3 protein-coding genes are annotated in these 5,938 nt (G+C 57.9%); 2 read left to right on the plus strand and 1 reads right to left on the minus strand.

The genetic code is table 11. The features are described from left to right. Positions 1–36: 36 nt before the first annotated feature. The gene (locus EOA24_RS44135; RefSeq protein WP_127410155.1) at positions 37–927 is read right to left on the minus strand and encodes a hypothetical protein; all 891 of its coding nucleotides are present in this window, start codon (positions 925–927) and stop codon (positions 37–39) included. A 457-nt stretch (positions 928–1,384) separates the two neighbouring features. Here EOA24_RS44135 and EOA24_RS24945 point away from each other — a divergent pair, with 457 nt between their 5' ends. Both EOA24_RS24945 and EOA24_RS24950 read left to right on the plus strand, forming a co-directional pair. Then, on the plus strand, positions 1,385–4,291 hold the full coding sequence (locus tag EOA24_RS24945) for a DEAD/DEAH box helicase family protein (protein ID WP_245501849.1): 2,907 nt from the start codon (positions 1,385–1,387) through the stop codon (positions 4,289–4,291). Next, positions 4,291–5,938: DUF262 domain-containing protein (locus EOA24_RS24950; protein WP_127410157.1), on the plus strand; the 1,648-nt coding region annotated here is incomplete at its 3' end. The genes EOA24_RS24945 and EOA24_RS24950, both read left to right, overlap by 1 nt.

The following is a 5,938-nucleotide window of genomic DNA, read 5'->3' on the forward strand; positions in this document are numbered from 1 at the left end:
CCGCGGCTTCCTTCCGTAGAAGGAAGCCGCGACCTCTCATTCATGCTTTAGGCGCTCCCACTCGCCGATCAGCGACATGTAATTTTCACGGAAAACCGCCTCTTCGTTGCCTTGCAGCGGCGTCGTTTGCGGAGCAAAGAATGTCCGACGAAGAGCGTCGATAATACGCATGTCACCTGGATCAAGTTCTGTCAGGGCTTGTTGCATCACCCATAAGCCCAACCTTCCGCCCTCTTCGGGGAGCGCCGGTTCTTCGCTGAAGTAGGGGTACACGATGCGGGTATATTCTCCCCTGACACGCGCTTGGAGCGCATCCTTTATACGAATTGTGCCACCTAAGTCCTCAATTCGCAGGGTACCGTGCACGCTTTGGGGGACGATCTCGACCGGTTCGTTTGACCAACGCAATTTCGCACTGAGCAATTCGAGGACGCCCTCTTTCAGCAGCGGGTATAGCCGCTTGAAATTCCTGTTTGACTTCATACGGTCATCAGTCAGTTGTGTCAGATCGCAGTCGCCCGATATGTGCCTTTTGACATCTGACCAGAAAGGCAAATAGAAATCGCCGCCTCGGCTTCTAGTGCCGCCGGCTTCTTTTCTGCGGTCAAGCCGAATATCCTCCTTCAAAATTTTCCGCCGCAACGGCTGTGGCGCATAGAACAATTGCAGCGCCTTTCGGAGAGGAATATCCAGAACAGACATACATGCCCCGCTTGTCATAGATTGAAGCACAAGCATCACTTCAAATTTTCTGTCGACACAAGGGGGCAAGACTATTTCTTCACTCGATAACAGGGTTGGCACACAGAAATTGCTGGACCTTATCTCCAAGGTTTTTGCTTTCCCCGCCCATTTGCCCCCGTCGAGGTCGAGGAACTTGGTATTCAGATTGCGCCGGTGGTGAGCAGAAGCCGCATCCCGCTGCAACTTTCCGCCTTAATGTAGGCCTCGCGGAACCAGCCAACGCGCATCAGGTGCGCATGCCGAGCGCATCTGCCTTTTCGGTCTTGTTGCATTGCGCCGCATCGCAGCGTGCACGAGCACCGTCTCCCAGCAGATCGCCCGCAGGGTGAGTTCCACCGCGACAAATCATTCAATCTGATTTATCGGGATTTATGGCAGTGCAAGTGGCAAACAATTTGGACTATAGAGCCGAACAAAAATTCAAACCGCGCCTTTTCCAACAGCCAAGTTCAAACGTGAAGCAAATCTGTATGATGCCGCGATTCGCATTCCTGCATAATATCGAGCCCCGATGAAGCCTTTTTACCAGCAGCCAATACTGAATTCACCATACCACGTGCCGACCCGGCATCATGCGCTGGGCGACAACGGCCAGCCATTGGCTCAAGAACACCTCATTGGCCGCCGGCGCTCAAGATACATGACGCCCGTTCCTCGTAGCAAGAGGCAGGCCGCGCAGGCGCAACTCAGTTTCGAAGCCACCTCCTCGACATATAGCGACAATCCGATCATCAACGAGGTCCGCGCCCATGTGGCATCGTGGCGCGCGTTGACCAATCCAGCGGACTGGAATGTTACCCCGACCACGCAAAAGCTGCTGCTGCACTGGCGCCATCACAACTTTCAGAATCAACGACCGTTCTTCTGCCAGGTCGAGGCGGTCGAGACCGCGATCTGGCTGGCCGAGGTCGCTCGCGGCAGGCGGCAATATGCCGGCATCCTGAGCGAGCTTTCTAAGGCTAATCAGGAAGCCAACCCCGAGCTGTTCCGGATTGCCCTCAAGCTTGCGACCGGAGCAGGCAAGACGACGGTCATGGCCATGCTTATCGCCTGGCAGGCGATCAACAATGCGAGACAGCCACAGTCCTCTCTGTTTTCTAAGGGATTTCTGCTCGTCGCGCCGGGCATCACAATCAAGGATCGCCTGCGCGTCCTGCTGCCGTCGGATCCCGACAACTACTACAAGACCCGGGAACTGGTCCCGCCGGACATGATCAACGATCTGCAGAACGCCAAGATCGTGATCACCAACTACCATGTTTTCCAGCAGCGGGAGACGCTCGATACCAACAAGGTCGGACGCGCCGTACTCTCCGGCTGGCGCAACGAGAAGCTGGTCACGCGCGAAACTGAAGGCGAGATGCTTGAGCGCGCCTGCAAGGACCTGCTCAGCACCAAGAACGTCGTGGTCATCAACGACGAAGCGCACCATTGCTACCGCGAAAAGCCCGGCGAAGTATCCGAGCCGAGCTTCAAGGGAGATGAAAAGGCCGAAGCAGAGGAAAACAATGCCGCCGCGCGCCTTTGGATTTCCGGCATCGAGGCGCTGAAGCGGAAGGTGGGCCTCCGCGCCGTCTACGACCTGTCGGCCACGCCCTTTTTCCTGCGCGGGTCGGGGTATGACGAGGGCACATTGTTCCCTTGGGTCGTATCCGACTTCAGCCTGGTCGATGCTATTGAATGCGGTATCGTCAAGCTCCCCCGCGTTCCCGTCTCCGACAATGCCGTGAACGTCGACTCGCCCATCTTCCGCAATCTGTGGGACCATATCGGCAAGAAGATGCCGAAGAAGGGCGCGGCCAAGTCGGGCGAACTTGATCCACGCAGCCAGTTCCCCGACACATTGGCGACCGCGCTGCACTCGCTCTACAGCCACTACAAGCAGGAATATGATGAGTGGCAGCGCGCAAATATCGGCGTGCCGCCCGTATTCATCGTGGTGTGCAACAACACCGCGAGTTCGCGTCTGGTGTTCGAGTGGATCGCCGGCTTCCAGCGCGAGGTCGAGGGCGAGCGCCAGACCATCCACTGGGGCAATCTCGATCTCTTCTCCAACTACGACCGCGACACCGGCAATCCTCTCGCCCGGATGAACACGCTTCTGGTCGACAGCCACCAGATTGACTCCGGCACGCTCGACGATGCCTTCAAGCAGGCCGCAGAGGCGGAGATCGACCGCTTCCGCCAGGAGAAGGCCGAGCGCGAAGGCGCAGCGGCGGCCAGCAGCGTAACTGACAGCGAGATCCTGCGCGAGGTGATGAACACCGTCGGGCGCAAGGGCCGGCTAGGCGAACACATACGCTGCGTCGTCTCTGTATCGATGCTGACCGAAGGCTGGGATGCCAATACCGTCACGCACATCCTCGGCGTGCGCGCCTTCGGCACTCAGCTTCTGTGCGAACAGGTCGTCGGCCGCGGCCTGAGGCGGCAATCCTATGAGCTCGGAAGCCGGACCGACCCGGACGGCAACCGGCTGTTCGACACCGAATATGCCGACGTGCTGGGCATCCCGTTCGATTTCGCGACGGAACCGGTCAAGGTCACCAAGAAGCCGCCCAAGCCCGTCACGCGCATCTTCGCGGTCAAGGACCGAGCGGCCCTGTCGATGCGACTACCGCGGGTCGCAGGCTACCGAACCGAATTGCCAGATGATCGGCTGAGCGCGACCTTTACCGACCAGCATCGCATGATCCTCGATCCATCGATGGTTGGACCGACCACGGCGAGGCTCGAAGGCATTGTCGGCGAAGGCCACGACATCACGCCGGAAGTGCTGGACGAGATGCGGCCGGCTGCAATTTCCTCGCATCTCAGCAAACATCTGATTCAGCGCTACCTGCTCGGCACGAATGGCGAGCCTCAGTACCACCTCTATTACAAGGTCCAGCCCATTGTGCGGCGCTGGATCGCTGAGTGCTTCAACACGGTGGGCGGCACGAAGCACGGCATGTTGATCTATTCGAGCGTCGCCTCCCGCGCTGCGGCGCTGATTCACAGCGCCATGCTGCAGGAGACCGAGACTGACCCGAAAGTGGTCAAGGCGCTGCTTGACCCATACAATCCTGCCGTGGTCACGGACCACGTGCAGTTCATCACGTCAAAAGACACGCTGTGGGAGACGGCGCCCGACAAGTGCCAGATCAACTACGTGGTCGGCGATAGCGACTGGGAAGTCGAATTCGCCCGCATCGCGGAACGCCACCCGGCCGTCCTGGCCTATGTCAAGAACCAGGCGCTGGGCTTCGAGGTCCCCTACCTCGCCGGCACGGAAGCGCGCCGCTATCTGCCCGACTTTATCCTGCGCATCGACGACGGACGCGGCGCCGACGATCCGCTAATGCTGGTGGTCGAGATCAAGGGCGAGCGCCTGATCGACGACCAGATCAAGGCTGAGACGATGCGCTCGCTGTTCGTACCGGGCATCAACAATTTAGGCACCTTCGGCCGCTGGGATTTCGTCGAGCTGACGAATTTGTGGACGATGGAAAAGGATTTCGGCCAAGCTATCGCCGATAGAACTAAACTTCACATCCCGGGGGCGAAATAATGCCAGGTTCAACATTCGAAACAAATCCGAATTCACTACAGAAACTTCTGGAGCAGTGCCGAAGCGGCGAACTTCAGCTGCCCGATTTCCAGCGCAGTTGGGTGTGGGACGAGGATCGCATCAAAAGTCTGACAGCCTCGATTTCGCGCGCCTTCCCGGTTGGCGCCGTGATGACCCTGAAGACGGGCGGCGACGTCAACTTCAAGCCCCGCTCGGTCGAGGGTGCGCCTCCGCCGTCAACACCATCGCAAGCCTTGCTACTCGACGGCCAGCAGCGACTGACCTCGCTTTATCAGGTCACACTGCGCAATCAGGTCGTCGAGACGGTCACACCGAAAAACAAGCGCGTAAAGCGATGGTTCTACATCGACATCCGCAAAGCCTTGAACCCGGAATTCAGCCGCGAAGAAGCTATCATCGGCGTCCCCGAAGACAGGATCGTCAAGGCCAATTTCGACAAGGACATTGTTCTCGATCTGTCGAGCCGCGAGAAAGAGTTCGACGCTCTCATGTACCCGCTGTCGATGATTTTCCAGTGGAACGACTGGCAGATGAAGTTCGTCAACCACAGCCAGGCGAGAGGGAACTTTGCCGAGCTTTGGCCCATGATCTCTCAGTTTCACGATGAAGTCGTCCAGAATTTCGCTTCTTATCAAGTTCCAGTGATCGCCCTAGGCAAGGAAACATCAAAGGAAGCCGTCTGTCTGGTCTTCGAGAAGGTCAACACCGGTGGCAAGCCGCTCGACGCATTTGAACTGGTTACGGCAATGTATGCGGCCGACGGCCATGAGCTGCGACGGGACTGGTATGGCGACAGCTCCACCAAAGGCCGCCATCGTCTGCTTATCGAGATGCTTCGGCCTCCGGGTCAGAACAGCGGCATTCTTGCGCAGGTTTCGAACACTGACTTTCTTCAGGCTATTTCGCTGTTCCACACCCGCGACAAACGTCGGCAGGCAGAGACGGGTGGCAAGCAGGGCAAGGAATTGCCCGCCGTTAGTGGAAACCGCCAGTCTCTCCTCAACCTTCCGCTGTCGGCCTACTTGAAATATCAGGCACTGGTCGACAAGGGTTTCGAGCGCGCTGCGAAATTCCTTAACATGCTGCACATCTACCGCGTGTTCGACCTTCCCTATCAGTCGCAGATCGTTCCGTTGGCTGCCATTCTTGCAGACATTGGCGATGCGTGGGAATCCGAGACGAACAGGATGAAGCTCGTCCAGTGGTACTGGAATGGCGTCTTCGGCGAATTGTACGGCTCTGCCGTCGATTCCCGCATATCGAGAGACTTTCTGGAGGTGCCTCTCTGGCTTAAGGACGGCCCTGTCCCCTCGACAGTCAGCGAAACCATTTTCCGCTCCGATCGTCTGAAGACGATGCGGATGAGGCTTTCCGCTGCCTACAAGGGCGTGAATGCTCTGCTGATGAAAGAAGGCGCAGAGGATTTCCGCTCAGGCCAGGCATTCGACGACGCAATCTTCTTCGGCGAAAGCGTCGACATCCACCACATTTTTCCGAAGCAGTGGTGCGCGAACGCCGGGATCAAAGCCGACATTTTTGACTCTATCATTAACAAGACGCCGCTCTCGTACAAGACGAACCGCATCATCGGCGGCGTCGCACCTTCGGCCTATCTGCAGCTGTCTC

The sequence above is a fragment of the Mesorhizobium sp. M2A.F.Ca.ET.039.01.1.1 genome (assembly GCF_003998035.1).
Lineage (GTDB): Bacteria > Pseudomonadota > Alphaproteobacteria > Rhizobiales > Rhizobiaceae > Mesorhizobium.